Source organism: Xanthomonas sp. F14, from assembly GCF_014199865.1.
On sequence record NZ_JACHOM010000004.1, the window covers coordinates 217,467 to 243,351 of the forward strand.

Below are 25,885 nucleotides of genomic sequence, written 5' to 3' on the forward strand. Positions count from 1 at the left end.
TCCGGAATCAGGTCTCGGATGCCGCGCCCGTAGGGCCGCTAAAAAGACCTGAAATATCAGCCTTGTGCGTTATCAAACGCAACGTGATAGCGCGTGGCCTCATTCACTTCGTTCTTCGACCCCAAGAACACCGGCACACGCTGATGCAGCTGCGTCGGCTGGAGGTCCAGGATGCGCTCGCGCCCGGTGGTGGCTGCGCCGCCGGCCTGTTCCACCAGCATGCTCATCGGGTTGGCTTCGTACATCAGGCGCAGCTTGCCCGGCTTGGACGCGTCCTTCTTGTCCCAGGGGTAGATGAAGATGCCGCCGCGGGTGAGGATGCGGTGCACGTCGGCGACCATGCTGGCGATCCAGCGCATGTTGAAATCCTTGCCGCGGGTGCCGTCCTTGCCGGCCAGCAGGTCGCTGACATAGGACTGCATGGCCGGTTCCCAGTGGCGCTGGTTGGACATGTTGATGGCGTATTCGGCGGTGTCTTCGGGCACGCGCATGTTGGCTTGGGTCAGCAGGAAGCTGCCTTCCTCGCGCTCCAGGGTGAAGGCATGGGTCCCGTGGCCGAGCGTGAGCACCAGCATCGTGCTGGGGCCGTAGATGCAGTAACCGGCGGCAACCTGCTGGGTGCCCGGCTGCAGGAAGTGCTCGTCGCCGGGCTTCTCGGTGCCCTTGGGCGCGCGCAGCACCGAGAAGATGGTGCCCACCGAGACGTTGACGTCGATGTTGGAGCTGCCATCCAGCGGATCGAACAGCAGCAGGAAATCGCCGCTGGGGTACTGGTCGGGCACCGGCTGGCTGTGATCCATTTCTTCCGACGCGCACGCAGCCAGGTGGCCGCCCCAGGCATTGGCTTCGAGCAGGATGTCGTTGCTGAGCACGTCGAGCTTCTTCTGCGCCTCGCCCTGCACGTTGCCGGTGCCGGCATCGCCAAGCACGCCACCCAGGGCGCCCTTGCTCACGGCGATGGAAATGCGCTTGCAGGCGCGCGAGACGATGGTGATCAGCTGGCGCAATTCCGGGTCGATACGGCCGGCGTGTTGCTCTTCGATCAGGAAGCGGGTCAGCGAGGGACGCGACATGGGAGCGGGCAGCCTGTGTAGGAAGTGGTCCGCCATTGTCGCCATTGCGCCGTTAGATTTCGATCACTGGATGCGCGTTTTGCAGCAAACCTGATCGAACATGCGCGAATGTGGTGCCCAAGACTAGGGTTGCCGACATGTACCACGCGGTCTTGGCGCAGCTCTGCACATGCGCAGAGGCGGTGAATCACCCACAAAAAAAACCGGGAGGCTGGCGCGCTCCCGGTTTGCCGGCGTCGGCCGCGGTGGCCGATCGCGATGCGCTCGCTTACATGCGGCTGACGGTGGCCACGGCCTGTGCCACGTAGTCCAGGTTGCGCTGGCTCAGCGCGGCCACGCAGATACGGCCGGTGCCGACGGCGTAGATCGCGAACTCCTCGCGCAGGCGGTCCACCTGGGTCCTGGTCAGGCCCGAGTACGAGAACATGCCGGCCTGGCGCTGGATGAACGCAAACTCCGGCGCGCCCAATGTGTCCAGCTTGGCCACCAGGCCCGCGCGCAGGGCGTGGATGCGCTCGCGCATCTCGGTCAGCTCCTGCTCCCACAGATCGCGCAGCTCCGGGCTGGTCAGCACACCGGCCACCAGGGCGGCGCCGTGCGTGGACGGGCTGGAGTAGATCGTGCGGATGATGCGCTTGACCTGCGACTGCACGGCCTTGGCTTCGGCCGCGGTGGCCGAGACCACCGACAGCGCGCCCACGCGCTCGCCATACAGCGAGAACGACTTGGAGTACGAGCTGGCGACCACGTAGCTGTCGATGCCTTCGGCAGCGAGCAGGCGCACCGCGTACGCATCGGCCTCGATGCCCTTGTCAAAGCCCTGGTAGGCGATGTCGACGAACGGGAACAGGTTGCGTTCCTTCAACAGCCCGGCAACCTGCTTCCACTGTTCCTTGCTCAGGTCCGCGCCGGTCGGGTTGTGGCAGCAGGCGTGCAGCAGCACCACCGTGCCCGGTTCGAGTTTTGCCAGGTCGGCGAGCATGCCGTCGAAGTTCAGCCCATGGCTGGCGGCATCGAAATAGGTGTAGTCCACGACCTCGAAGCCGGCCGCGCCGAACACTGCGCGATGGTTTTCCCAGCTCGGGTTGCTGATGGCGATGGTGGAGGTGGGCAGCAGCTTCTTGAGCAGGTCCGCGCCCACGCGCAAGGCGCCGCTGCCGCCGACGGTCTGCGAGGTCGCCACGCGGCCGGAGGCCACCAGCGCCGACTCGGCGCCGAACAGCAGCTCCTGGGTGGCCTTGTCGTAGGCGGCCAGGCCGTCGATGGGCAGGTAGCCGCGCGGTTTGGCGTCCAGCGCGAGCTGCTGCTCGATCTTGTGCACGGCGCGCAACAGCGGGATGCGCCCGTTCTCGTCGTAATAGATGCCCACGCCCAGGTTGACCTTGTTGGGGCGGCTGTCGGCGTTGTAGGCCTCGGTCAGGCCCAGGATGGGGTCGCCTGGAACCTGTTCCACGTTTGCAAAGAAGGACACGGCATGACTCGCTGAAGGACGAAAGAGTGAGGGACTTCCGGGATGCTCGGCCGCGGCTGGGCCAAACCACTTCATCGTAGCAGCCCATGGCCGGCGTAGCATGCTTCGTTCCGTACGCAACGATGCGGCCACAGTACGGATGAGGGACACTACGCCCATGCCCAGACTTACCTTGTTGGCCGCCGCCTGCGGCCTGTTCGCCACGAGCGCCGCGCCGCCCGTCCTGGCTGCCGATCCGGCGCCGCCCGCCTCCACACCGATCCAGCGATTGCCCACCGTGCAGGTGGACGCCGCACGCGTGCGCGGGGTGGACGACTTCGACCTGCCGGCCTCCTTCACCGTGGTGGCGGCCGATGCCGACAACCGCCGCGGCGCGCAGGTGTCCGAGCTGCTGGACGGCATCCCCGGCCTGGTGGCGCGCGATCGCCAGAACTACGCGCAGGACACCCAGCTGTCGATCCGCGGCTTCGGCGCGCGCTCCACCTTCGGCGTGCGCGGCGTGCGCCTGCTGGTCGACGGCATCCCGGCCAGCATGCCCGATGGCCAGGGCCAGCTCTCGCACTTCAACGTGCTGGGCGCCGAGCGGGTGGAAGTGCTGCGCGGGCCGTTTTCGGCGCTGTACGGCAACTCCTCCGGCGGCGTGCTGCAGCTGTGGAGCGCCGACGGCGCGCCGGGCGACCCATGGCGGCTGCGCGCCACCTATGGCAGCAATGCCACCGTCAACACGGGCGCGCAATTGCTCGGCCAGCAGGGCGCGGTGCACTACAACCTGGCGGCCAATCATTTCGAAACCGACGGCTTCCGCGCCCATAGCCGCGCAAAGCGCGATTCGGTCAATGCCAAGCTCGGCTTCGATCTGGCCGAGGGGCGCCGGCTGGACCTGGTGCTCAACTATCTGGACGCACCCGACGCGCAGGACCCGCTCGGCCTGACCCGCGCGCAGTTCAATGCCGACCCGGCGCAGGCCACGGCGGTGGCCACCCAGTTCAACACCCGCAAGTCGGTGCGCCAGTCGCAGGCCGGCGCCATCTTCACCCAGCAGTTCGACAGCCAGACGCTGCGGCTGATGGCCTACGGCGGGCAGCGCAGCGTGGAGCAGTTCCTGGCGATCCCGGTGGCGGTGCAGCGCAACCCGCTGCATTCGGGCGGGGTGATCGATCTGGACAGCAATTACGAAGGCGCCGATGCGCGCTGGGCCTGGCAGGGCGAGGCGCTGGGCCGGCCGTTGCAGCTGACCGTGGGCGCGAACGTCGATCGCCAGCGTCAGCACCGCACCGGTTACGAAAACTTCGTCGGCGACACGCTCGGCGTCAAGGGCGCGCTGCGCCGCAACCAGCGCGACCAGGTCGAGAACGTGGACCAGTTTGCGCAGGCGTGGTGGCAGTGGAGCGCGCGCTGGTCCGCCTTGTTGGGCGTGCGGCATAGCCAGGTGCGCTTCGACTCGGACGATCACTACATCCTCGGGCGCAACCCCGACGACAGCGGCCGGCGCGATTATTCGGCAACCACGCCGGTGGCCGGCATCGTGTTCCGTGCCGCCGAAGACCTGCGTTTCTACGCCTCGGTCGGGCGCGGTTTCGAAACGCCCACCTTCAACGAGCTGGGTTATCGCAGCGATGGCGGCGCCGGCCTGGCGCTGGATCTGGGCGCGGCGACCAGCCGCAATTATGAGATCGGCAGCAAGTGGCGCGCGCAGAGCGGCGCAGCGGTGGAAGTGGCGCTGTTCCGCGCCGACACCGACGACGAACTGGCCGTGGCCAGCAACACCAATGGCCGCAGCACCTATCGCAACATCGGCGCCACCCGCCGCCAGGGCGCGGAGCTGAGCTGGAATCAACCGGTGGGCACCACCCAGCAGCTGCAGCTGGCCTACACCTTCGTCGATGCCACCGTGCGCGATGGCTACCTCACCTGCGCCAGCAGCGGCTGCGCCACGCCCACCGCGCCGGTGGCCAGCGGCGCGCGCCTGCCGGGTGTGCCGCGCCAGCAGCTGTTCGCGCGCTGGCAGTGGCAGCCGGCGCAATGGCAGTTCGCCGCCGAAACGGTGGCCTCCGACGCCACCGTGGTCAACGACCTTGCCAGCGAGCGTGCGCCCGGCTACGCGCTGGTCAACCTGGAAGCCTCCCGGCGCTGGACCACTACGCTGGGCGGGCTACGCACCTTTGCCCGCATCGACAATGCGCTGGACCGGCACTACATCGGCTCGGTGATCGTCAACGACGGCAACGGGCGCTATTACGAACCCGGTCCGGACCGCACCTACACGGTCGGCCTGCAATGGGATTTCGGCGGCTGAGCTACCCGCAGGCGGTGCGCATTCAACAACGCGCACCGCCCGTAGAAGCGCCCCCGGGCGCGACAAAGCCGTCCCGCCAATGCGCGCGTCGCCACGGCGATGCGCTCCAACAAACGGTCGGCCTGCAGCGTGATTTCGGCGACTGATCCGGCCGCAGGCGGTGCGCATTCAACAACGCGCACCGCCCGTAGGAGCGCCCCCGGGCGCGACAAAGCCATCCCGCCAACGCACGGTCTGCCATCGACACGCCACTGACCACCACACCAGGCCCCACCATGATCGTCATCGATCACGCCCCCGCAGACTGGTTTCTCCTGCGCGAGGACAACCGCTACTGGCTGGACATCAACTGCACGATCTCGGCCACCGGCTTCTCGCTTCTGCTGGCGTTGAACGCAAAAGAGCAGGCCGACGTGCTGGCAGACGGGCATGCCGCCTGCGCACGGCTGGCCGCACAGGTGCAATGGCGGCCGCATGATTTTGCCGCGCGTGATGCCAGCGCCAGTCACGGTGCGCAGGTCATCGCAGCGGTGCGGGCGTGGCGCGCGGCAGACGCCCGCACCGCGCGCGCATGAACCCATCGCGCCGGGCAAACCGCTTGCGCTGTTCGCCACGCGCGGCTGCAATGCGCCGCATTGATGCAGCGGTGACTGCCGGTGATGCGATGCACTAAGCTTGCAAGCGCACTCCCCGCACAAGGATGTTTCCGTTGAACACGCGCTACGCCCCGATCGATTTCAGCGACAAGCTCGCCCTGCTGTCGCAGCACTGGTCCCCGCGTGTCGTCGCGGAAATGAACGACTACCAGTTCAAACTGGTCAAGCTGCAGGGTGCGTTCGTGTGGCATCAGCATGCGGACACGGACGAGGTGTTCATCGTGCTGGACGGCAACATGACCATCGAGTTTCGCGACGGCGTGGTGGCGCTGTCGGCCGGGCAGATGCACGTGGTGCCCAAGGGGGTCGAACACCGCCCGGCGGCGGAGCACGAATGCAGCGTGCTGCTGGTCGAGCCGCGCGGTGTGGTCAATACCGGCGATGCGGGCGGTGCATACACCGCAGACAACGACGTCTGGATTTGATGGTTGTGCAATGCGTGCTGGTGCACGGCGGCCGATCCGGCGCCTGGTTGCGGAGCCCTTGCCGCGTGCACGCAATGATGCGCTGCAGCGCAACGTCCACCACGGCGCGGGGAAACACGGCTGCGCTGCAATGACGCAGCGCAACAGCGCATGACATGACATTGCGCTAGCGCTCGCGCGGGTATACACGTGCGCATCGGACCACCTCCGCAGGAGACCATGATGAACGCGCTTGCCTCTGCAAAACCGCTCAACACCGACCCGCAGTCCATCTTCAAACCGCGTTATGACAACTTCATCGGCGGCCAGTGGGTGGCGCCGCACAGCGGCCAGTACTTCGACAACACCACGCCGATCAACGGCAAGGTGTTCACCTCGATCGCGCGCTCCAACGCGCAGGACATCGAAGCCGCACTGGATGCGGCGCATGCGGCCAAGGATGCCTGGGGCAAGACTTCCACCACCGAGCGCTCCAATGTGCTGCTCAGGATCGCCGACCGCATCGAACAGAATCTGGAGCTGCTTGCCTATGCCGAGACCTGGGACAACGGCAAGCCGGTGCGCGAGACGCTCAATGCCGATGTGCCGCTGTGCGTGGATCACTTCCGCTATTTCGCCGGCGCCATCCGCGCGCAGGAAGGTGGCATCTCCGAGATCGACAGCGACACCATCGCCTATCACTTCCACGAACCGCTCGGCGTGGTCGGACAGATCATTCCGTGGAACTTCCCGCTGCTGATGGCGTGCTGGAAGCTGGCACCGGCGCTGGCCGCCGGCAACTGCGTGGTGATGAAGCCGGCCGAGCAGACCCCGGCCTCGATCCTGGTGTTGATGGAGGTGATCGGCGACCTGTTGCCGCCGGGCGTGCTCAACGTGGTCAACGGCTTCGGGCTCGAGGCCGGCAAGCCGCTGGCCAGCAACCCGCGTATCGCCAAGATCGCCTTCACCGGCGAAACCACCACCGGCCGGCTGATCATGCAATACGCCAGCCAGAACTTGATCCCGGTGACGCTGGAGCTGGGCGGCAAGTCGCCCAACATCTTCTTTGCCGATGTCATGGCCGAAGACGACGATTTTCTCGACAAGGCGGTGGAAGGCTTCGTGCTGTTCGCCTTCAACCAGGGCGAGGTGTGCACCTGCCCCTCGCGCGCGCTGATCCAGGAATCGATCTACGACAGGTTCATGGAAAAGGCGCTGGCACGCGTGGCCGCGATCAAGCAGGGCAACCCGCTCGATCCCAACACCATGGTCGGCGCGCAGGCCTCCAGCGAGCAGCTGGAAAAGATCCTGTCCTATATCGACATCGGCAAGCAGGAGGGCGCGCAGGTGTTGATCGGCGGCGAACGCAACACACTCGATGGCGAGCTGGCCGAGGGCTTCTACGTCAAGCCGACGGTGTTCAAGGGCCACAACAAGATGCGCGTGTTCCAGGAAGAGATCTTCGGGCCGGTGGTGTCGGTGACCACCTTCAAGGACGAGGCCGAGGCGCTGGCGATCGCCAACGACACGTTGTACGGCCTGGGTGCCGGTGTGTGGAGCCGCGATGCGTCGCGCCTGTACCGCATGGGCCGCGCGATCCAGGCCGGGCGCGTGTGGACCAACTGCTACCACGCCTATCCGGCGCATGCCGCGTTCGGCGGCTACAAGCAGTCGGGCATCGGCCGCGAGAATCACAAGATGATGCTCGACCATTACCAGCAGACCAAGAACCTGTTGGTGAGCTACTCGCCCAAGGCGCTAGGGTTTTTCTGATGCGTAGGCCTGCTACTGCTCGACTGCAATGCGTGATGGATCGGGCACAGGAACGCCGGGCCGCTGCACCGGCTGTTCATGAACCGCGCACGCGCGAATTGACCTCGATCAAGGCACGGCGTCCTCAAGGCGCCTAGAGTGGGCCGCACTATCAGTGCGGAGTGCAGCATGGACACGACGATGAAAGCCGCAGTGGTGCGCCAGTTCGGCGCACCACTGGTGATCGAGGAAGTGCAGGTGCCGCGGCCCCAGGCCGGCGATCTGCTGGTCAAAATCCAGGCCTGCGGGGTCTGCCACACCGATCTGCACGCCGCGCAGGGGGACTGGCCGGTCAAGCCGAATCCTCCGTTCATCCCCGGCCATGAAGGCGTGGGCTATGTGGTGGCGGTGGGTGCGGGCGTGCGCCACGTCAAGGAAGGCGACCGCGTCGGCATCCCGTGGCTGTACTCGGCCTGTGGGCATTGCGAGCACTGCCTGGGCGGCTGGGAAACCCTGTGCGAGGCGCAGCAGAACAGCGGCTACTCGGTCAACGGCGGCTTCGCGCAGTACGCGCTGGCCAATGCCGATTACGTCGGGCATCTGCCCGCCACCCTGGGGTTTGTCGAGGTCGCGCCGATCCTGTGCGCAGGCGTCACCGTCTACAAGGGATTGAAGGTCACTGATACCAAGCCGGGCCAGTGGGTGGTGATTTCCGGCATCGGCGGGCTCGGCCACATGGCAGTGCAATATGCCAAGGCGATGGGACTGAACGTGGCCGCCGTGGATGTGGACGACGCCAAGCTGGCGCTGGCCAGGCGCCTGGGCGCCACGGTGACGGTCAATGCGCGCACCACCGATCCGGTGGCCTACCTCAAGAAGGAAATCGGCGGCGCACACGGCGCGTTGGTCACCGCGGTATCGCCCAAGGCGTTCGAGCAGGCGATCGGCATGGTGCGGCGTGGCGGCACGGTGTCGCTCAACGGCCTGCCACCGGGCCAGTTCCCGCTGGACATCTTCGGCATGGTGCTCAATGGCGTGACCGTGCGCGGCTCGATCGTCGGCACCCGGCTGGACCTGCAGGAGTCGCTGGCCTTCGCCGAGCAGGGCAAGGTCGCGGCGACCGTGGCCACCGATACCCTGGACAACATCAACGAGGTGTTCGCGCGCATGCACGCCGGAACGATCGAGGGGCGTATCGTGCTCGACATGGCGGCCTGACCGCGCCGCAGGAGGCAGACGATGCAGGACACCACCACGCAGACAGACCCGCCGTTGCAGGTGATGGCCACGCTGGCGGCGTTGCAGCTGATCGATACGCTGCGCGCACGCCACGGCGATGTGCTGTTCCATCAATCCGGTGGCTGCTGCGATGGCTCCTCGCCGATGTGTTTCCCGGTGGGCGACTTCATCGTCGGCGACCGCGACGTGCTGCTGGGCGAGATCGGCGGCGCGCCGTTCTACATCAGCCCCTCGCAGTTCGAATACTGGAAGCACACCCAGCTGATCATCGATGTGGTGCCGGGGCGCGGTGGCATGTTCTCGCTGGAAAACGGCGAGGGCGTGCGCTTTCTGGTGCGCTCGCGTCTGTTTGCCGATGAGGAATTTGCCCAGCTGCAGCGGGCAGGCCGGGCCTAACCCTCGCCCGCCTGGCGGTGCTGCCGGGCGGGGAATCAGCCGGCTGGTTTCAGCGGTCTGCCACGGTCGACGGTGCGGTGCCGGGCGTCTTGGCCGGGGTGTCGCCATCGGCAGGAACCAGCGTGTCGGGCGCATCGCCGGCGCCGCGGTCTTCATAGTGTTCGGCATCGCGCTTGCCGTGCTGTTCGCCCGGCTGGGTCGGTTGGTCGCGCATTGGGTCGCGGGACATGCGGTGCTCCTGGTCATGGGATGGATGCGCAGTTCACCGCGCGCGTAGTGAAGGGGACGCAGTGGCTGCTGCAGACGCACGGCTCACGCATGGATCACGGTGGCCGCGCTACAGCTATGGGTCAACTCATACAACACCCGGAGTCACACGCCGATGGCACGACCGATCTGGACCGGAACGCTCTCGTTCGGCTTGCTCAATGTGCCGGTGTCGTTGATGTCGGGCGAGCGCAAGGTGGATCTGCATTTCCGCATGCTCGATTCGCGCGACAAGAAGCCGATCCGCTTCGAGCGCGTCAACGCCGACACCGGCGATGAGGTGCCGTGGAAGGAGATCGTCAAGGCGTTCGAGTACGACAAGGGCAGCTATGTGATCGTCGAAGAGCAGGACATCCGCTCGGCATCGCCGGAAAGCCACGAGACGGTGGAGGTGGAGACCTTCGTCGACGCTGCCGATATCGACCCACGCTATTTCGAGAAGCCCTACATCCTGGTGCCGGGCAAGAAGGCCGAAAAAGGCTATGTGCTGCTGCGCGAGACGCTGCGCGACACCGGCAAGGTGGGCATTGCCAAGGTGGTCATCCGCACGCGCGAATACCTGGCCGCGGTGATGCCGCAGGGCGATGCGTTGATCCTGCTGCTGCTGCGCTACCAGCAGGAAGTGGTGGACCCGCAGGACTTCAAGCTGCCGGCCGGCGCGGTGGGCGAGTACCGCATCACGCCCAAGGAACAGGAGATGGCCAAGCAGCTGATCGAGTCGATGTCCGGCACCTGGCAGCCGGAGGATTACCACGACGAGTTCCGCGGCAAGCTCGAGCAGATCCTGCGCAAGCGCATCCAGGCCAAGGGCGGCACCACCACCGTGGATGTCGAGCCACCGCAGCACGAAGACGCCAGCACCAACGTGGTCGACTTCATGTCGCTGTTGCAGAAGAGCCTGCAGGCCAATACGCGCACGCCGGCCAAGAAGAGCAGCACGCCGGCAACCGGGTCGGCCAAAAAGACCGCCACCAAGAAAGTGGCCAAGAAGGCCACCAAGAAGACCGCGGCCAAGGCCACCAAGGCCACCAAAGCCAACGCCAGCAAGGCGGCGCCGCGCCGCAAGGCCGGCTAGGCCCCGCCCATGTCATTGCACGATTACAACGCCAAGCGCCGCTTCGACCAGACCCCGGAACCGGCCGGCGACACGCCGGCGCGCGCCAGCAAGCAGCCGATCTTCGTCGTGCAGTTGCACCACGCCAGCTCGCGCCATTACGACTTCCGGCTGGAAGCCGACGGCGTGCTCAAGAGTTGGGCCGTGCCGAAGGGCCCATCGTTGCGCGTGGGCGAAAAGCGCCTGGCGGTTCAGGTGGAGGACCACCCGCTGTCGTATGCCAGCTTCCAGGGCGATATTCCGCAGGGCCATTACGGCGCCGGGCATGTGGATGTGTTCGACCACGGGCATTGGCAGTGCGAAGGCGATGCGTTGGCGGCACTGGAAGCCGGCAAGCTGGAGTTCGAACTGCAGGGCACGTTGCTGCGCGGCGGTTTTGCATTGGTGCGCACGCAGATGCGCGGCGGCAAACCGCAATGGCTGCTGTTCAAGCGCAGCGATGCGTACGCGGCCGATCTGGATGCCGATGCGCTGGTGGCGCAGCAGGCCGCCGGCGCATCGGCTGCAGTGACGCCGGCAACCCGTGCCAAGGCCAGCCGGGCGCGGCGCGCGCCGGCAGCAACGGCGAGCGCCGAGACAACTGCAGCCGGCAAACGCGCGCGCCCGGCGCGTGCGGACGCCCGGCAATGGCGTACCCGCGCCCTGGCGCTGGACGGCGCGCGCGATGCGCCATGTCCAACCGAGCTGCGCGCGCAACTGACCTTGCTGCGCGAGCAGGCGCCGGATGGCGAGCGCTGGTTGCACGAGATCAAATGGGACGGCTACCGCCTGCTGGCCGACATGGTCGATGGCCAGGTGCAGCTGCGCTCGCGCAACGACCAGGCCTGGACGCAGCGCTTCCCGGACGTGGTGCGCGCAGTGCAGGCCCTGCCGGTGCGCGATGCGCGCCTGGATGGCGAGCTGGTGGTGCTGGATGCGCAGGGGCGCAGCGACTTCTCGGCATTGCAACGCGCGCTCGATGGCAGCGTCACGCAGCCGCTGCGCTACATCGTGTTCGACCTGCTCGGCGTGGCCGGAGTGGATCTGCGCGACACCCCGCTGCTGCAACGCAAGCAGTTGCTGCACGACGTGCTGGGCGATGTGCCGGGCACGCTGGCGTTTAGCGACCATGTGATCGGCCACGGCCCGGAGGTCTTTGCGGCCAGCGCCGGCACCGGCTGGGAAGGCATCGTCAGCAAGCTCGCCGATGCGCGGTATCGCGAAGGGCGCAGTGCCGATTGGGTCAAGACCAAGCACGAAGACAGCGACGAGTTCGTGGTGGTGGGCTACACCGACCCCAAGGGCGCGCGCAGCGGCTTCGGCGCCTTGCTGATGGCGCAACGCGAGGGCAAGACGCTGCGTTATGTCGGGCGTGTGGGCACCGGCTTCGACGATGCCTTGCTCGGCAAGATCACCGCGCTGTTGCAGGCGCTGCACAGCGACACTGCCACGCTGGAATTGCCGACGCACATCCCCGGGCAGCCACGCGATGTGCATTGGGTACGGCCGGTCTTGATCGCCGAGGTCGCCTTCCGCGGCTGGGCGAAGGAAGGCCTGCTGCGGCAGGCCGCATTCAAGCGTCTGCGCGAGGACAAACCCATGAGCGAGTTGGGCGGTGACCGCGCCGCGCCGGGCAAGGCGCGTGCTGCAGGTAAAGGCAGTGCTGCGACCACGGCCGCTGCGCCTGCGCGCAAGACAGCGACCAAGAAGACCTCCAGAACGACGGTCGACCCATCCACCAGCACCGCCAGCAAGCGCGCGCGGTCGACGGCATCGAAGACGACTGCGGCCACGACATCCAGAAAGGCTGCAGCGTCCACGTCCACGACCTCCAAATCCACGGCGTCCAAGTCCACAACATCGAAATCCACGTCTACGTCGACGGACGGCATCACCATCACCCATCCCGAGCGGGTGGTGTTTCCCGCAGCGGGCCTAAGCAAGGGCGATGTGGCCGACTATTACCGCGCAGTGGCGCCGCTGGTGCTGGCAGAGATCGCGCGCCGTCCCTTGTCGCTGCTGCGCTGCCCCGATGGCGCCGGTGGCGACTGCTTTTTTCAGAAGCACGAAGGCCGCCACCTGGGCACGCATATCAAGGCGATTCCGCTGCAGCAGAAGAGCGGCACCGAGGACTACATCTACGTCGAAGATGCCGCCGGCCTGCTCGAGCTGGTGCAGATGAACACGCTGGAGCTGCATCCCTGGGGCGCGCAGGTCGACGATGCGGAGCATCCGGATCGGCTGGTGTTCGACCTGGACCCGGGCGACGGGGTGTCCTGGGCCGACGTGGTGGCGGCCGCGCGCGACATCCGCGCCAAGCTGCGCAGTGCCGGCCTGGAGAGCGCGGTGCGCCTGTCCGGCGGCAAGGGCCTGCATGTGGTGGTGCCGATCGTGCCGGAAGCGGACTGGGAACAGGCGCGCGATTTCTGCGAGGCCTTCGCCCAGGCGCTGGCCACGCACGCCCCGGACCGCTACGTGGCCACCATGAGCAAGGCCAAGCGCCACGGCGTGATCTTCGTCGACTGGCTGCGCAATGGGCGCGGCAATACCAGCGTGTGTTCGTGGTCGCTGCGTGCGCGCGAAAAGGCCACCGTCGCCGTGCCGCTGCGCTGGGAAGAACTCGGCAAGATCAGCGGCCCGGACGCTTTCCCGATGGACAAGGCCCTGCAACGGGCCAAGCGTCAGCGTGCAGATCCGTGGGAATCGGTGCTGGCGTTGCAGCAATACTTGCCCACCGGCGACGACAACCACTAAGAGCAGCCAACAAGACGACTGCGCCGCCACCAAGCGGGCGCGGTCGATGCTCGGCGCCGGCATGTAACGCGTACATCGCGGGTCCTGCGCGCAGCCCGCACCGACCCGACGACTGCTCGCTTATGCGATCAGATACGCATCACGCACACAGCCTGACCAAGCACACCGACCATCTCGACAGGTCCTTGCCCGCGCACCGTCGCGGGACCTTACGCGGCATGGATGCCGCGTAAGAGCCTACAAGGACGTACTTGCGGCGTGTCCCGCGAGGGTGGGCGGGCAAGGGCCCTGCAGCCAAGTCGCAGACCACCCGCTCTCAGCCACCAACGCATCCCAAATCCCAAATCCCGAATCCCATCAAGGCGAGACCGCGTTCTCCCGCGTCACCCGGCTCAACGCATCGCTGCTGATCTCGGCAATTGAATGGGTGCCGGTCAGGGTCATCGCCACGCGCATCTCGCGCTCGATCAGGGTCAGCAGATTCTCCACGCCGGCCTGGCCGCCGGCCGCCAGCGCATAGACGAACGCGCGCCCCAGCAGCACCGCGTCGGCGCCCAGCGCCAGCATGCGCACCACGTCCAGGCCGCTGCGGATGCCCGAGTCGGCCAGGATCTTCAGCTGCCCCTTCACCGCATCGGCAATGGCCGGCAATGCGCGCGCGCTGGACAGCACGCCGTCGAGCTGGCGGCCGCCATGGTTGGACACCACGATGCCGTCGGCGCCGAAGCGCACCGCATCGCGCGCATCGTCCGGGTCCAGGATGCCCTTGATCACCATCGGCCCGGTCCAGAACTCGCGGATCCATTCCAGGTCTTTCCAGGCGATGGACGGGTCGAAGTTGGCGCCCAGCCAGCCGATATAGTCCTGCAGGCCGGTCGGGCTGCCGCGGTAGGTCGAGATATTGCCCAGATCGTGCGGGCGACCCAGCAGGCCCACGTCCCAGGCCCAGCGCGGATGCGTCACCGCCTGCAGCATGCGCCGCAGCGACGCGTTGGGCCCGCTCATGCCCGAGTGCGCATCGCGGTAGCGCGCGCCCGGCGTGGGCATGTCCACGGTGAACACCAGCGTGGTCACCCCGGCCGCCTTGGCGCGCTCCAGCGCGTTGCGCATGAAGCCGCGGTCCTTGAGCACGTACAGCTGGAACCACATCGGCCGCGTGATCGCCGGCGCCACTTCCTCGATCGGGCACACCGACACCGTGGACAACGTAAACGGGATCCCGCGCGCGGCCGCCGCGCGCGCGGCCTGCACTTCGCCTCGCCGCGCATACATGCCGGTCAGCCCGACCGGCGCCAACGCCACCGGCATCGCCAGCGTCTCGCCGAACAGCTCGGTGCCCAGGCTCAGGTCCGACATGTTGCGCAGCACCCGCTGGCGCAGCGCGATATCGGCCAGATCCGCGACATTGCGCCGCAAGGTGTGCTCGGCGTACGCCCCGCCATCGATGTAGTGGAACAGGAACGGCGGCAGGCGCGCCTGCGCGGCGGCACGGTAGTCGGAAGCGGCGGAAATGATCATCGAAGACGAACGGCAGCGGCGGGGTAGCCGCTGAGTGTAAGACCATCGGTGTGGCCGGTGGACCGCTGCGCAATCTGCAGGACGCAAGCCCGGCAAGGCCCAGCGCAGTGGTGCTGCGCCGCTGCCTTATCAACTCTTACCACACCAGCGGCAGCAGGCGCCGGCTCTGCGCGGCATAGGCCGGGTAGGCAACCGGAAACGCACGCTGCAACGCGGCCTCTTCGATACGGATGCGGTGCAGGAAGACCCAGGTCACCGGCACCACGATCGCCGCCACCGACAACCCATTGCCCATGCCCAGCGCCAGCCCGTAGAACGCCATCAGCGCGCCGGTATAGGACGGGTGACGCAGCCAGCGGTATGGGCCGCTGCGCACCAGCTGGTGATCGGGCTGGATGGTCACATCCACCGTGAACCAGCGCGCCAGCACCTGGATGGCCCACACGCGCAGCGCCAGCCCGCTGCCGATCAAGGCGCAGCCGGCCCATTGCAGCGGCGCGCCCCAACCCTGCGGCCAGTGCGCCAGGCCGCTGTAGGCCAGTGCCACCGCAACGGCCACCGCTGCAGACAACACGAGCCACAGGTGTTGCAGGGTGCCTTGATCGTGCGCGCCACCGTCGCCGGCACGGCGGCGGCGACTGAGCAGCAGTTCGTAGCCGCCCCATAACAGATTGAGCGCAAGAAACAGACTGGAAGCGGACATGGCGTGACTCCGTAGCGATGGGTGGGCTGGTGATGCCAGTGTGTGCACGCGCCGCATGGATCGCAGGGGCCGCAGGTCATCGATCGCACCTGCCGGAAGTCACTTTCTGCACGCGCACCATTGCCGAGTGGCCGCGCGGCCGTCAGCATCGCCGCATGCATTCTTCCCTGAGTCATCTCTCGCATCCGCTGCGGCTGGCCGGTGCGTTCACCATTGCGGCGGTGGCGTTGTCGTTCATGCCCGATGCGTCACCGCAGGGCGCCTGGCGCTGGGGCGTGCTGACCGGCTTCACCGCCTTGTTCCTGCTGCACACCGTGTTGCCGTCGCTGCATGCCTTGCGCACTGCCGCCACGCTGCTGCAGGCGGTCCTGGCCTTGCTGCTGGTGTGGATGGAGCCGCGTGCCGGCACCGCCCCGGTGCTGCTGGTCATGCTGGTCGCGCAGGCGGGCATGACCTGGCCGCCGGTGCGCGTGCTGTTGCTGGCGCTGGCATTGAACGCGGGCATGTATGCGCTGCTGGTGCAGGCCGGGTTCGAGCGCCCGTGGTTGATCGTCGGCATCTATGCCGGTTTCCAGGCCTTCGCCGCGCTGACCGCGCATTACGCGCGCAGCGCCGAGCGTGCACGCGATGCGCTGGCCTACGTCAATGCCGACCTGCTGGCCACCCGCGCGCTGCTGGCCGACAGCGCGCGCGATGCCGAGCGCCTGCGCCTGGCGCGCGAGCTGCACGACGTGGCCGGGCACAAGCTCACCGCCATGCGCATCAACCTGCGCCTGCTCGGTGCCGACCCGGTGCTGGCGCGGCGCGACGAGGTCGCGGTGGTGGAGCAGCTGTCGGCCGAGCTGCTGTCGGACATCCGCAACGTGGTGCAGTCGCTGCGCGACGATCAGGGCCTGGACCTGCAGACCGCCTTGCGCGCGCTGGCCGCACCGTTCCCGCGCCCGGCGCTGCGCCTGCAGATCGACCCGGCCGTGCGCATCACCGATGCCCGTGTGGCCGAGCTGCTGTTGCGGCTGGTGCAGGAGGCGCTGACCAACGCGGTGCGGCATGCCGACGCCAACGAGGTCGCGGTGCACCTGCAGTGCGCGGGCGCGCAGCTGCAGGTGGACATCTGCGACGATGGCCGCCGCGCCGAGCGCATCCGCGAAGGCAACGGCATCACCGGCATGCGCGAACGCCTGGCCGCCCTGCACGGGCAGCTTGAGCTTGGCCGCACGCCCACTGGCGGCATGCACCTGATGGCGAGGCTACCGGCATGAGTGCCCATCGCATCGCGCTGGCCGACGACCAGATCCTGGTCCGCGCCGGCCTGCGCGCGCTGTTGCAGCAACAGGGCGTGGAGGTGGTCTGCGAGGCCGACGACGGCCAGGGCCTGCTGGACGCGCTGGTCAGCACCACCGTGGACGTGGTGCTCAGCGACATCCGCATGCCCGGCGTGGACGGCATCCAGGCGCTGCAGCAACTGCGCGCCCGCGGCGACCGCACCCCCGTACTGCTGCTGACCACCTTCGACGACAGCGACCTGCTGCTGCGCGCCACCGAGGCCGGCGCGCAGGGCTTCCTGCTCAAGGACGCCGCCCCGGAAGACCTGCGCGAGGCGATCGAGCGGGTGGCCCACGGCGAGACCCTGCTGCAGCCGGTCAGCACCGACCCGGTACGGGCGCGCTACCAGTTCCGCGACCAGCAGCCCCCGCGCGAGACCTTCAGCGAGCGCGAGGTGGCGATCCTGCGCCTGCTGGCCGGCGGCTATTCCAACAAGGAGATCGCCCGGACCCTGTTCCTGGCCGAAGGCACGGTGAAGAACTACGTCTCCACCATCCTGGAAAAGCTCGGCACCCGCGACCGCACAAGGGCGGTGTTGAAGGCGATCACGTTGCGGGTGATTTGAGGGCGGGGATTGGGGAGTCGGGAGTGGGGATTGGTTAGAGCGGACTCAAGAAGCGGGAATCGGGAGTCGGGAGTCGGGAATCGCAGGAGCGGGGGTTGGGGTGAGGGTACGGGGGGCGAAGCCGCTCCTGGAATGAGATGGCACGAGGCTTCGCCCGTACCCTCATCCGCCCCTGCGGGGGACCTTCTCCCGCAGGGAGAAGGAAGAGCGGGCGGTCAGCCCGAATTGCTTGGCGCTTGCCCCTCGCTGGCCGAGTTTCGCTGCTGTCGGTGCTGTCGGTGCTGGCGTTGGCCCATTCCTCCCAGTCGAAGGGCGGTGGCTCTAGAGCGCTGCCACCGCCGCACGCGGGAACTGGCGCAACGCTTGGACACATCGCCACCATGGTGGATGACACGATCTCGCCAGGTTACATGGCATTGTTTCATAAGGGATTTCCCGGCTTCGGCAGGATTGGGTAGCAACCGTAAGGTTGCCGTCAGGTCGTGCGGGCGGCCAGGCGGGAAGGTCGTCCGGCGGCCACCGAGGTCGCTCGGGGACGCGCCGCGCTCCGGTCCGCTGCGGAGTCCGTCATGCCCCTGGTCCGGTATCTGTTCGTGTTGATCGTGGTGCTGTCCACCAGCGCCTGGGCGGCACCCACCCAGGCCGACTTGCCGATCGCCTGGGTCCAGGCCGCACTGCATACCCAGTCGCCAACCGAGCGCGACCTGCGCGTCGGCGTGGCGCCCTGCGACCTGACCGCGCAGGGCGCAGTGGCCCGGACTTGCGACAGCTTGTCCGCCCAAACCGATCAGGGGGATTGCGGCCCGGCCTGTCGGTCATGGGCAGGGCGCGGCGTTGGCAGCACCCATCGCATCGGCACCGGCACGCCCGGCGCGTGGTCTAGCCGCGGCCAGTTCAAGGTGGCTTTCAGCAACGGCTCCGAGCGCGATGACCGTCGCCACCCGGTGGCACCGCATTGCATTGCCGGCCTGGCGAACGCGCCGGCCGGCATCCAGCCGCGCGTGCGGGACTGCGTGGGGTAAGTAAGAACGTCGTCAGGCGACGCGGGCGACACCGCGGCGGGCCTGCCTGCCGCGATCTACGGTTGGCCGGAGCGCCCGGCAACGCGTACGCCAGCCAGCTCGCAGCGAGATATATCGCGACCGCCAGGAGTCTCCTCCGTGGCAACTGGTCCAGTGTGCAGGTCGACCTTAGGTATCTGCGGCAGTGGCTCGGCCATCGCTGGCCCAAGCCCCGCGCATGCGCACGCTGTGCCGCAGCAACACACCGCCTGGCGGCGAGCCGCCAGACGGTGGTCGACGCAGGGCTTACGGCCGGGGCGGGGTTTCCTGCGGGTTGATCTGCGGATCGTTGCCCACCTGGGGGTCACAGCTGAACCAGGTCTTCTTGTCCTTCCGGCTTTCGTCCTCGACGATGATGGTCAGGAAGATCAGGGTCGGGACGCTATTGGCATTGGTGACCTGCACGCTGCGGCCGTCGGGGCTGATCGTGGGTTGCCCGATCTGTTTCAAGGCATCGGAACTCAGCAGGCTCCTGATCTTGAAATGCCGGGGGACGACGTCTTCATCGAAGTAATAGTGCAGCGTCGATGCCTTGTCGTGCTTGTCCACAATCAGCAGGTCCGGGGCGAAGCTGTAGAAATACTCGCCGGCACCGGTGTTGCCGCCGAATCCCACCCGCGCCACCGTGAGCTTGATCTTGAAGTCCGTCATGAGCTGTCCTGTTCCTTGAAAAGCGGGGCATAGAGGGAGACGAATCCCGGGTGGCGGTAGCCCGCGTGATACAGCCATCCGAGCTGTTGCGTAACGGCGCTGCGCTGGCCCAGATGCACCTGTGCGCGAATCCATGGGTCCAGCAGGTTCTTGTCGCGGCTGTTGCCGATGTCCTTGCCCAACACCGCCACCGCGCGCTGCCACGCCGCGCGTGCGCCGGCTGCGTCGCCGGCGGCGGCCTGTTGTTCGCCCTGCCAGACCAGCGCCTGGGCCAGCGCGGCCAGGCCGAGCAGATCGTCGGGCCTGGCGCGGTGCAGGGCATCCAGTTGCGCAACGATCGGCGCCAGGCCATTGGCGTGGTTGCCCGCGCGCGTGCGCTGCACGCGCTCAAGGCGCAGCGCGATGATGGCGTCCAGCCACTGCCACTCCGGCAGCGGTTGCGCCTGTGTCAGCAACCCGGCCATGGTCTGGCGGGCGCGCTCGAGGTGCCGCACCGCCAGTTCGGGCTGCCCGTCCAGCGCGGCCATCCAGCCGATCTGGGCGTCGGCATGCGCCAGATCGCGGCGCCAGGCGACATTGTCCGGCTGCAAGGCCACCAGCGCCTGCAGCATGCGCAGGCTGTCCTGCGCATCGGTCTGCGCCTGGTGCAGCTGGCCGCGCGCCAGCGCCAGGTTGGAGACGCGGATCAGTGAGCCGGCCAGACGCCTGCGCCAGGCATGCGCGTCGGGATCGTGGTCGACCAGCACACGCAGCATGGCGATCTGCTCGCGGTAACCCTGCTCGGCGGGGGCCAGCGAGCCCTGCATTTCCTGCGTCAGGCTCAGCCAGGACAGGCTGTCCACCAGCTCGTAGCGCAGCGCCGCGTTGTCCGGTGTGCGCGCCAGCAACTGGCGCTTGAGGGCGATCGAGCGTGCAAACAAGCCGATCGCCGCACCTGTCCGGCCTTGCTCCTTGGCCAGTGTGCCGAGGTTGTTGAGGGCGTAGGACAGTTCCAGTTGCCAGTACGGATCCTGCGGCGCGGCGCGCACCAGCTGTTCGCAGGCGGCCAGGTATTGCGACCAGTAGCGTTGTGCCACGGGCAACTGCTTGCTCCGGTAGGCAAGATCGCCCAGCCAATACGCGGTCTGCCCGGTTTCGGCGTGCGCCTCCAGGGACTCCGGCGCACGCGCACGCGCCTGCTCGGCAGTGGCGGCGGCACGCGTGAATGCCGCCTGCGCCTCGTCCAGCTTGCCCTGGTTCATCAGCACCTCGCCGGTGGTGCGCAACGCACGGGCGTGGTTGATCAGATCGCCTGTCTGCATGCTCGCGCTGGGCAGGTCTTCCAGATAGCGCAGCGCGCGGCTGCCTACGCTGTCGAGCAGCTTGAGGTTGCCCACCGTGCGCAACTGCTCGGCCAGGTCGCCCAGCATGTAGCTCACCAGTTGCTGGGCCTGGTCGCGCCGTTGTTCGGCCACCTGCTGCGCTTGCCGCGCCTGCCAGCCCAGCAGCATCGAGGCGCTCGCCAGCACCACCAGCAAGGTCGCCGCCGCTGCATACAGGCCGCGGCGGCGGCGTTGCGAGCGCTCGCAGGCATGCAGGAACGCGTGATCCAGCGCGTCCAGATCCTGCGGCATGCGCCGCGCCGCCTCGCGCGCTTCGCTCAACGGGCGCCCGCTGTTGAGCAGGTGATCGCTGCGCCGGCCTTCGGCAGCCCAGCGCTGTGCGGCCAGCTGCAACCGCTTGCGCGCCTGCAGCAGACGGCGGTTTTCGTGGATCCACTCGGCCGCGCGCGGCCATTGCCGCAGCAAGGCTTCGTGCGCGACCGCAAACCCCGGCTCGCCGGCCACCAGCTCGCTGACGAACAGGCGCGCCTGCACGAAGGCATCCACCAGCACGCGCGCTGCGCCATGCGCCGGCAGCGCCGACCACAGCGCACGCCGCGCGGTCACCGCATCGCTGTCGGGATGGATCACGCTCAGCAAGCTCAGCACCTCGCCCAATGCCGCCTGTGCGGCAGCCGGCAGGGCACGGAAGGTGTGTTCGGCATGGTGCGCCAATGCGCCTTCCAGCCCGCCCAATGCGCGGTAGGCGGCAAAGGTCAGCAGGCCATCGTCGCTGCGTTGCGCGTGCAAGGCATGCAGCAGATGCTGCAGCAACGGCAGGGCATCGGGCTGGCGCGCGGTGGCATCGCGCAGCACATCGTCCAGCCGGCTGGCGCTGTCGCGGTCCTCTTCGAAACGCAGCCCGGCCATGGCCGCCGGCACGCGGATGATCTGGCCGATCTCGCCATCGCGCGGCGCCAGCAGATCCACATGCCCGTCGCCGCGTTTGAGTTCGACGATCTGCGGCAAGGCGTCGATCAGGCGCGGGTAGAAATCGCTGCGGGTGAGCATCAGCACCGCCACCTGCGCGCTGCTGCACAGTGCCTGCAAGGCCGCGGCCAGTGCGGCGCGGTCGGCATCGGTGATCCCGGGCGTGGCCACCAGCGCTTCTGCGTGATCGATCACCAGCAGCAGATGGCGCTGGGTCTGTGCGCTGTCGCGCGCTGGTGGGCGTTGACGCATCGCCTCGCCAATGGCCGCATGCAGCGGGGCAGGGCGCTGCAGCCACTCGGGCAACGCCGCCATCTGCGCCGGCGAAAACACCGCCCGCCCGCCGGCCGCCCAGTCGCCGAGTGCGCGCGCCAGCGTATCGAGCACATCGCCGCCACGACATTGCGCCAGGTTGCAATACGCCACCGCAATGGCTTCCAGGCCATCCAGCCCGCCGGGCTGCGCCAGCAACGGCACCACGCCGGCGCGCAGCAACGAGGTCTTGCCGCAGCCGCTGGCACCGCTCACCAGCACCAGCCCGCGCTGGCTGTGCAATTGCGCGCGCATCGCGCCCAGCACCTGCGCAATCGCATGGCTGCGGCCGAAGAAGACCTCGGCGTGTGCGGGATCGAACGCCTGCAGCCCCACGTACGGGCTGCCGTGTCCCCACACCTGCGTGCCCATCACCGCACCGCGATAATCGTCGGGAAACACCACCTTGGGCAGCAGCCGGTACCCGCGCTTGCGGATGGTTTCGATGTAGCGTGGTTGGCGGCTGTCGTCGCCCAGCTTGCGGCGCAGTTGGGCGATGGTCTTGTGCACCGGGTTGTCGCCGTAGAAGCTGCCGTGCCACACCTCGATCAGCAACTGCTCGGCGCTGACCACCTCGCCGGCCCGTTCGGCCAGCGCGATCAGCACTTCCATCATGCGCGGTTCCAGCGCGATGGTCTGGCCGTCGTCGATCAGCGCAAGCCGTTCCGGCTCGACCAGCAAGGGCCCAAGCCGAAACCGCGGGACGGAGCCCAGCTGCGTGACGCGCTCGCTTCGAAGAGACATTCGCTCGGATACCGGTCGCACGGTGGGAGGAGCCTCGACGATCGCCATCAGGCGCGGCCAGGCACGGCACGGCAGGCGCAAAAGTAGCACAGGCGCTGACGCAGGAAATCGATGGTGATCGCCGTTCGTTCGCGTCCGTGCGCGGAAGATGCATGCCCGGTCGTGCGGCATGCCTGGCGCTGCAAGCGGGCTTCACGCAGCGCCATACAGCGGCGTGTGGTGCGCCTCAGGCTGTTTCGCCAGCAGGCCAGCGATTAAGATGCCGCCAGCATCTTGCTGACCAGGAGTCCACGTTGATCATCCATCCCAAAGTGCGCGGCTTCATCTGCACCACCACGCATCCGCTTGGCTGCGAGCGCAATGTGCTCGAGCAGATCGCGGCCACGCGCGCGCGCGGCGTCCGCAACGACGGCCCGAAGAAGGTGCTGGTGATCGGCGCATCCAGCGGCTACGGCCTGGCCTCGCGCATCACCGCCGCGTTCGGCTTCGGTGCCGACACGCTGGGCGTGTTCTTCGAAAAACCCGGCAGCCCCAGCAAGGCCGGCACCGCCGGCTGGTACAACTCCGCCGCGTTCGACAAGCACGCCAAGGCCGCGGGCCTGTACAGCAAGTCGATCAACGGCGATGCGTTTTCCGATGCCGCACGCGAGAAGGTCATCGAGCTGATCAAGACCGAGATGGGCGGGCAGGTCGACCTGGTGGTGTATTCGCTGGCCTCGCCGGTGCGCAAGCTGCCGGGCACGGGTGAAGTGAAGCGCTCGGCGCTCAAGCCGATCGGCAACACCTACACCGCCACCGCCATCGACACCAACAAGGACACCATCATCCAGGCCTCGATCGAGCCGGCCAGCGCGCAGGAGATCGAAGACACCGTCACCGTGATGGGCGGGCAGGACTGGGAGCTGTGGATCGACGCGCTGGAAGGCGCCGGTGTGCTCGCCGACGGCGCGCGCAGCGTGGCCTTCAGCTATATCGGCACCGAGATCACCTGGCCGATCTACTGGCACGGCGCGCTGGGCAAGGCCAAGGTCGATCTGGACCACACCGCGCAGCGGTTGAACGCGCGCCTGGCCAAGCGCGGCGGCAGCGCCAACGTGGCGGTGCTCAAGTCGGTGGTCACCCAGGCCAGCGCCGCAATCCCGGTGATGCCGCTGTATATCTCCATGGTCTACAAGATCATGAAGGAAAAGGGCCTGCACGAAGGCACCATCGAGCAGCTCGACCGCCTGTTCCGCGAGCGCCTGTACCGCGAAGACGGCCAGCCCGCCGAGGTGGACGCCGAAAACCGCCTGCGCCTGGACGACTGGGAACTGCGCGACGACGTGCAGGACGCCTGCAAGGCGCTGTGGCCGCAGGTCACCACCGAGAACCTGTTCCAGCTCACCGACTACGCCGGCTACAAGCACGAGTTCCTCAAGCTGTTCGGCTTCGAACGCGACGATGTGGATTACGACGCCGATGTGGAGACGGATGTGAAGTTCGACTGCATCGAGCTGGGCTGAGAGCAGGGATTCGGGAATCGGGATTTGGGATTTGGGATTTGCAAGCGCGGTGGGTGACTGCACCGCTGATCTTCGGCGGATCCAAATGCATTGCGAAGGACAATCGGCAATCGATGCCGGTTGCCCTCGCTGTTACGAATCCCCACTCGCCAATCCCAAATCCCCGCCCCCAATGGACAAACTGATCGCCTTTCTGGTGCTGGCCGTTGTAGTCAGCGTGGCCTGTGCCGTGTTGCTGCGCTTCGTCAGGTTGCACTGGTCATTGAAGGCGATCGCCAATCTGTTGATCACCACGGCCGTCGTCTGCGCCGTGGTGATGCGGGACGGCTCTGCACCGCCCTGGAACCACGCCTTGCTGATCACGCTGTTCTTCAGCGTCCCGGCGTCGCTGTGTGTGGTGCTGCTGAGCGCAGGCTTCAAATGGATCACCAACAAACGCCGCAGCCGTGCGCCCGCCTGAAACGCGTGAGCGCAGCGAACAACACCTAGCAAGCACCTGCCCGCTGCCCACGGGCGCATCAGCCCTCAGCGCACCGCGCTCCGTTAGCAACAAGCCTGGACAGAGCGCCGAAAACCAGCGCTCTTAAGCTCTTACGATTCCCCAATCCCGATTCCCAGCGCGTCAGCGCCGCACATCAAACCGCGCATCGCCCACGCAGGCCTGCACATCGGCCACCGACAGCGGATTGAAATCGCCGGGAATCGAGTGCTTCAGGCAGCCGGCCGCCAGGCCGAAGCGCACCGTGTCGTCCAGCGACCAGCCTTCGATCAGGCCGTGCAGTACGCCGGCGGCAAACGCGTCGCCGCCGCCGATGCGGTCGATGATCGGGCTCAGTTCCTCGCTGGGCGCGCGCGCCACCGCGCCACTGCGCGGCACCAGCAGTGCGCCCAGGCTGTGGTGGTCCACGTTATGCGCCACGCGCTGCGTGCAGGCCATTAGCTGCAGCTGCGGGAATGCGGCAAAGGCCTGCTGCGCGGCCGCTTCCACGCGTGCTTCCAGCGTGTCCTGCGGGAACTCGCCGCCCAGCACCACGCCGATGTCGCGGTAGTCGGCAAACACCACGTCCGCACAGGCGAACAGCTGGTGCAGGATGCCGCGCGCATCGCCCTGCCAGCGTTGCCATAGCTTGGGCCGGTAATTGCCGTCGAACGAGACCTTGACCCCGACCGCACGCGCCGCGCGTGCCGCCGCCAGCGTGGCCTGCGCCACGTCCGCACCCAGTGCCGGGCTGACCCCGGACAGATGCAGCCACTGCACCCCGTCCAGCAGGGCCGGCCAGTCGTAGGCGTCGGCCGGGGCCAGCGCAAACGCCGAGTCGGCGCGGTCGTAGACCACTTCGCTGGGGCGGTGGATCGCGCCGGTGGTCAGGAAGTACAGCCCCATGCGCCCATCCACCCGCCGCACATGCCGCGTGTCCACGTCGTGGCGGCGCAACTCGCCCAGCACCGCCGCACCCAGCGGGTTGTCCGCCACCGTGCTGACCATGGCCACGTCATGGCCGAAATGCGCCAGCGACACGCCGACATTGGCCTCGGCCCCACCGCAATGCACGTCCAGCCGCGGCTGCTGCAGCAGCAGCTCGTGACCAGGCGCCCCCAGGCGCAGCAACAACTCTCCAAAGCACAGGATACGGGCACGACTCATGCGGCAATTACCTCGGCTGTGTGGTGCGTCACGGTGTGGGGGAACCGTCGCGCGTCAGGATGACCATCGGTGTCATTCTAGCCGGCGCCAAACGCGCCGGGCGAGGCCCATGATGCGACGCGCAGTGACCGCTTGCACCCCTTTTGGGCAAATTTGGTGACGTTTTCTG

General features: G+C 67.5%; 21 protein-coding genes. 13 read left to right on the forward strand and 8 right to left on the reverse strand.

Features of this window, described 5'->3' with window-relative positions; translation table 11 throughout:
- Positions 1-56: 56 nt before the first annotated feature.
- Entirely contained in the window at positions 57-1,073 is a 1,017-nt protein-coding gene (locus tag GGR73_RS15010; RefSeq protein ID WP_184457666.1) for a class 1 fructose-bisphosphatase, read from the reverse strand.
- A 268-nt stretch (positions 1,074-1,341) separates the two neighbouring features.
- Positions 1,342-2,544: an amino acid aminotransferase gene (locus tag GGR73_RS15015; protein ID WP_024940473.1), complete on the reverse strand. Its 1,203-nt coding sequence runs from the start codon at positions 2,542-2,544 to the stop codon at positions 1,342-1,344.
- Between the two features lie 157 nt (positions 2,545-2,701).
- Between GGR73_RS15015 and GGR73_RS15020 the strand changes: the two genes are divergently transcribed.
- The 6 genes from GGR73_RS15020 (at position 2,702) to GGR73_RS15045 (ending at position 9,287) form a co-directional block, all read left to right on the forward strand.
- Entirely contained in the window at positions 2,702-4,840 is a 2,139-nt protein-coding gene (locus tag GGR73_RS15020) for a TonB-dependent receptor family protein (RefSeq protein WP_181142542.1), read from the forward strand.
- Between the two features lie 275 nt (positions 4,841-5,115).
- Complete coding sequence (locus GGR73_RS15025) at positions 5,116-5,415, forward strand: hypothetical protein (RefSeq protein ID WP_184457668.1); 300 nt, start codon at positions 5,116-5,118, stop codon at positions 5,413-5,415.
- Positions 5,416-5,540: 125 nt separating this feature from the next.
- A complete protein-coding gene (locus tag GGR73_RS15030) occupies positions 5,541-5,921 on the forward strand; it encodes a cupin domain-containing protein (protein WP_039517928.1) in 381 nt (126 codons plus the stop codon).
- 222 nt (positions 5,922-6,143) lie between these two features.
- Positions 6,144-7,673 carry an aldehyde dehydrogenase gene (gene adh, locus GGR73_RS15035; protein WP_102580204.1) on the forward strand — a complete coding sequence of 510 codons (1,530 nt, stop codon included), beginning with the start codon at positions 6,144-6,146 and terminating at the stop codon, positions 7,671-7,673.
- Positions 7,674-7,841: 168 nt separating this feature from the next.
- A complete protein-coding gene (gene adhP, locus GGR73_RS15040) occupies positions 7,842-8,870 on the forward strand; it encodes an alcohol dehydrogenase AdhP (protein WP_184457670.1) in 1,029 nt (342 codons plus the stop codon).
- A gap of 21 nt (positions 8,871-8,891) precedes the next feature.
- On the forward strand, positions 8,892-9,287 hold the full coding sequence (locus tag GGR73_RS15045) for a DUF779 domain-containing protein (RefSeq protein WP_184457672.1): 396 nt from the start codon (positions 8,892-8,894) through the stop codon (positions 9,285-9,287).
- A gap of 49 nt (positions 9,288-9,336) precedes the next feature.
- Here GGR73_RS15045 and GGR73_RS15050 read toward each other — a convergent pair whose 3' ends face one another.
- Entirely contained in the window at positions 9,337-9,516 is a 180-nt protein-coding gene (locus GGR73_RS15050) for a hypothetical protein (RefSeq protein WP_184457673.1), read from the reverse strand.
- 153 nt (positions 9,517-9,669) lie between these two features.
- On the opposite strand from GGR73_RS15050, the gene ku reads away from it, so the two are divergent.
- Positions 9,670-10,629, forward strand: a complete 960-nt coding sequence (gene ku / locus GGR73_RS15055; RefSeq protein WP_104569349.1) for a non-homologous end joining protein Ku — start codon at positions 9,670-9,672, stop codon at positions 10,627-10,629.
- 9 nt (positions 10,630-10,638) lie between these two features.
- Complete coding sequence (ligD, locus tag GGR73_RS15060) at positions 10,639-13,401, forward strand: DNA ligase D (protein WP_184457675.1); 2,763 nt, start codon at positions 10,639-10,641, stop codon at positions 13,399-13,401.
- A gap of 357 nt (positions 13,402-13,758) precedes the next feature.
- Here ligD and lldD read toward each other — a convergent pair whose 3' ends face one another.
- Positions 13,759-14,919, reverse strand: coding sequence for an FMN-dependent L-lactate dehydrogenase LldD (lldD, locus tag GGR73_RS15065; RefSeq protein WP_046345257.1), 1,161 nt, complete (start codon positions 14,917-14,919; stop codon positions 13,759-13,761).
- Between the two features lie 136 nt (positions 14,920-15,055).
- Positions 15,056-15,622: a PEMT/PEM2 family methyltransferase gene (locus GGR73_RS15070; RefSeq protein ID WP_184457677.1), complete on the reverse strand. Its 567-nt coding sequence runs from the start codon at positions 15,620-15,622 to the stop codon at positions 15,056-15,058.
- A 59-nt stretch (positions 15,623-15,681) separates the two neighbouring features.
- On the opposite strand from GGR73_RS15070, the gene GGR73_RS15075 reads away from it, so the two are divergent.
- The 3 genes from GGR73_RS15075 (at position 15,682) to GGR73_RS15085 (ending at position 18,532) form a co-directional block, all read left to right on the forward strand.
- Positions 15,682-16,881 carry a sensor histidine kinase gene (locus tag GGR73_RS15075; RefSeq protein WP_184457962.1) on the forward strand — a complete coding sequence of 400 codons (1,200 nt, stop codon included), beginning with the start codon at positions 15,682-15,684 and terminating at the stop codon, positions 16,879-16,881.
- On the forward strand, positions 16,878-17,510 hold the full coding sequence (locus tag GGR73_RS15080) for a response regulator transcription factor (protein WP_024939865.1): 633 nt from the start codon (positions 16,878-16,880) through the stop codon (positions 17,508-17,510). Before GGR73_RS15075 ends, GGR73_RS15080 begins: the two co-directional genes overlap by 4 nt.
- 569 nt (positions 17,511-18,079) lie before the next feature.
- A complete protein-coding gene (locus GGR73_RS15085; RefSeq protein ID WP_456362986.1) occupies positions 18,080-18,532 on the forward strand; it encodes a hypothetical protein in 453 nt (150 codons plus the stop codon).
- Between the two features lie 285 nt (positions 18,533-18,817).
- Here the strand turns inward: GGR73_RS15085 and GGR73_RS15090 are convergent, their stop codons facing one another.
- Together GGR73_RS15090 and GGR73_RS15095 are read right to left on the reverse strand one after the other, a co-directional pair.
- Complete coding sequence (locus tag GGR73_RS15090) at positions 18,818-19,222, reverse strand: hypothetical protein (protein ID WP_024939867.1); 405 nt, start codon at positions 19,220-19,222, stop codon at positions 18,818-18,820.
- Positions 19,219-22,569 (reverse strand): nSTAND1 domain-containing NTPase, encoded by a 3,351-nt coding sequence (locus GGR73_RS15095; RefSeq protein WP_184457680.1) that lies wholly within the window; start codon positions 22,567-22,569, stop codon positions 19,219-19,221. Before GGR73_RS15095 ends, GGR73_RS15090 begins: the two co-directional genes overlap by 4 nt.
- Before the next feature lie 293 nt (positions 22,570-22,862).
- On the opposite strand from GGR73_RS15095, the gene fabV reads away from it, so the two are divergent.
- Positions 22,863-24,071 carry an enoyl-ACP reductase FabV gene (gene fabV, locus GGR73_RS15100; protein WP_047129881.1) on the forward strand — a complete coding sequence of 403 codons (1,209 nt, stop codon included), beginning with the start codon at positions 22,863-22,865 and terminating at the stop codon, positions 24,069-24,071.
- Between the two features lie 172 nt (positions 24,072-24,243).
- On the forward strand, positions 24,244-24,531 hold the full coding sequence (locus GGR73_RS15105) for a hypothetical protein (protein ID WP_184457682.1): 288 nt from the start codon (positions 24,244-24,246) through the stop codon (positions 24,529-24,531).
- Positions 24,532-24,693: 162 nt separating this feature from the next.
- On the opposite strand, the gene GGR73_RS15110 is transcribed toward GGR73_RS15105, so the two are convergent.
- Complete coding sequence (locus GGR73_RS15110; RefSeq protein ID WP_184457684.1) at positions 24,694-25,716, reverse strand: sugar kinase; 1,023 nt, start codon at positions 25,714-25,716, stop codon at positions 24,694-24,696.
- Positions 25,717-25,885: the final 169 nt, after the last annotated feature.

Excerpts from the sequence above, each read along its gene's own strand:
- GGR73_RS15105 (WP_184457682.1), top strand. The coding sequence starts at position 24,244 with ATGGACAAACTGATCGCCTTTCTGGTGCTGGCCGTTGTAGTCAGCGTG.
- GGR73_RS15110 (WP_184457684.1), bottom strand. The coding sequence starts at position 25,716 with ATGAGTCGTGCCCGTATCCTGTGCTTTGGAGAGTTGTTGCTGCGCCTG.
- GGR73_RS15020 (WP_181142542.1), top strand. The coding sequence starts at position 2,702 with ATGCCCAGACTTACCTTGTTGGCCGCCGCCTGCGGCCTGTTCGCCACG.
- adh (WP_102580204.1), top strand. The coding sequence starts at position 6,144 with ATGAACGCGCTTGCCTCTGCAAAACCGCTCAACACCGACCCGCAGTCC.
- ligD (WP_184457675.1), top strand. The coding sequence starts at position 10,639 with ATGTCATTGCACGATTACAACGCCAAGCGCCGCTTCGACCAGACCCCG.
- GGR73_RS15045 (WP_184457672.1), top strand. The coding sequence starts at position 8,892 with ATGCAGGACACCACCACGCAGACAGACCCGCCGTTGCAGGTGATGGCC.
- GGR73_RS15010 (WP_184457666.1), bottom strand. The coding sequence starts at position 1,073 with ATGTCGCGTCCCTCGCTGACCCGCTTCCTGATCGAAGAGCAACACGCC.
- GGR73_RS15080 (WP_024939865.1), top strand. The coding sequence starts at position 16,878 with ATGAGTGCCCATCGCATCGCGCTGGCCGACGACCAGATCCTGGTCCGC.
- GGR73_RS15090 (WP_024939867.1), bottom strand. The coding sequence starts at position 19,222 with ATGACGGACTTCAAGATCAAGCTCACGGTGGCGCGGGTGGGATTCGGC.
- adhP (WP_184457670.1), top strand. The coding sequence starts at position 7,842 with ATGGACACGACGATGAAAGCCGCAGTGGTGCGCCAGTTCGGCGCACCA.
- GGR73_RS15095 (WP_184457680.1), bottom strand. The coding sequence starts at position 22,569 with ATGTCTCTTCGAAGCGAGCGCGTCACGCAGCTGGGCTCCGTCCCGCGG.
- lldD (WP_046345257.1), bottom strand. The coding sequence starts at position 14,919 with ATGATCATTTCCGCCGCTTCCGACTACCGTGCCGCCGCGCAGGCGCGC.
- GGR73_RS15030 (WP_039517928.1), top strand. The coding sequence starts at position 5,541 with ATGTTTCCGTTGAACACGCGCTACGCCCCGATCGATTTCAGCGACAAG.
- ku (WP_104569349.1), top strand. The coding sequence starts at position 9,670 with ATGGCACGACCGATCTGGACCGGAACGCTCTCGTTCGGCTTGCTCAAT.
- GGR73_RS15085 (WP_456362986.1), top strand. The coding sequence starts at position 18,080 with ATGCCCCTGGTCCGGTATCTGTTCGTGTTGATCGTGGTGCTGTCCACC.
- GGR73_RS15050 (WP_184457673.1), bottom strand. The coding sequence starts at position 9,516 with ATGTCCCGCGACCCAATGCGCGACCAACCGACCCAGCCGGGCGAACAG.
- GGR73_RS15070 (WP_184457677.1), bottom strand. The coding sequence starts at position 15,622 with ATGTCCGCTTCCAGTCTGTTTCTTGCGCTCAATCTGTTATGGGGCGGC.
- GGR73_RS15025 (WP_184457668.1), top strand. The coding sequence starts at position 5,116 with ATGATCGTCATCGATCACGCCCCCGCAGACTGGTTTCTCCTGCGCGAG.